Genomic DNA, 1,250 nt, shown 5'->3' with positions numbered 1-1,250 from the left:
GAATGGATTTTAGCCGACAAACTTGCTGTTCGTTTACAAGTGCAACTCCATAAATATCTCTGGAATAATGAAGCAGGCCATTAATATGACCTTATCCAACAAGCCCCGTGCCGTCGTTTTGTTATCTGGCGGTTTAGACTCTGCTACCTGTTTAGCCATTGCTCAACAAACCTATGATTGTTACGCACTCAGCTTTGCTTATGGCCAACGCCATAATAGTGAATTAGCTGCTGCTAGTCGTTTAGCGATTGCCTTAAATGCCAAAGAGCATCGAATTATTAATATCGACTTAGGCGGCATTGGTGGCTCAGCCTTAACCGATACTTCAATTGCCGTTCCTGAAGAAGCCAGCCAAGGTATTCCTGTCACTTATGTGCCTGCACGTAATACCGTATTTTTAGCATTTGCGCTTGGGTTTGCTGAGGTCGTGGGCGCAGATGCAATTGTGATTGGCGTCAATGCCGTAGATTATTCAGGCTATCCTGATTGTCGTCCTGAATATATTGCTGCTTTTCAGCAATTAGCCAATTTAGCCACCAAAGCGGGCGTTGAAGGCCATCCACTCAACATAGAAACGCCCCTATTACACTTATCTAAAGCTGCCATTATTCAACAAGGCACACAACTTGGTGTGGATTATGCCTTAACCGTTTCTTGTTATCAGGCAGATTTAGACGGCAAAGCTTGTGGCAAATGTGATAGTTGTCGATTGCGTAAAGAAGGATTTTTAGCTGCAGGGCTTGCAGACCCGACCCGCTATCGCTAAAGTCGGGCATTATTTAAATAAATTATAAAGGTAAAATATGGATAATCATTTAGTATTAGCCGCATTGGGTGCAGACAGAACAGGTATTGTTGACGAAATCTCCCGCATTGCCAGTGAAACTCGTTGCAACATTACCGACAGTCGCATGGTGGTCATGGGACAAGAGTTCTCGATTATTATGATGATTTCTGGTGCATGGGATGCAATTGCCAAATTTGAAAATCATATTCCTGTTTTAGAAGAACGCTTAAATTTAGCCATTATCACCAAACGTACCGAAGCACGCCAACCACAACGCGAAGCTATTCCGTATCGTGTTGATGTGATTGCTTTAGATAATCCTGGTATTGTTCATGATATTGCTAACTTTTTTGCCAGCCAACAAATCAATATTGAATCATTAGAAACGAGCACTTATGCTGCGCCACATACTGGCTCACCGATGTTTGCTCTGAATATGACTGTTAATATTCCTGCCAAAGCT

At 42.6% G+C, this 1,250-nt stretch carries 2 protein-coding genes; both read left to right on the top strand.

Annotated features, from left to right (window positions below; translation table 11 throughout):
* The first annotated feature begins 67 nt into the window (after nucleotides 1-67).
* Nucleotides 68-766: a 7-cyano-7-deazaguanine synthase QueC gene (gene queC / locus Q0212_RS07170; RefSeq protein ID WP_297923995.1), complete on the top strand. Its 699-nt coding sequence runs from the start codon at nucleotides 68-70 to the stop codon at nucleotides 764-766.
* 37 nt (nucleotides 767-803) lie between these two features.
* On the top strand, nucleotides 804-1,250 hold a 447-nt coding region (locus Q0212_RS07165), incomplete at its 3' end, for an ACT domain-containing protein (protein WP_297923993.1).

Origin of the sequence: uncultured Agitococcus sp., assembly GCF_937920075.1 — a bacterium.
Taxonomy (GTDB): Bacteria; Pseudomonadota; Gammaproteobacteria; order Pseudomonadales; family Moraxellaceae; genus Agitococcus.
The sequence above is the reverse complement of the archived record's forward strand: the minus strand, read 5'-3'. Positions and strand labels throughout refer to the sequence as shown.

Bases quoted from the DNA above. Each gene is read 5' to 3' on its own strand.
- queC (WP_297923995.1), top strand. From the start codon at position 68: ATGAAGCAGGCCATTAATATGACCTTATCCAACAAGCCCCGTGCCGTC.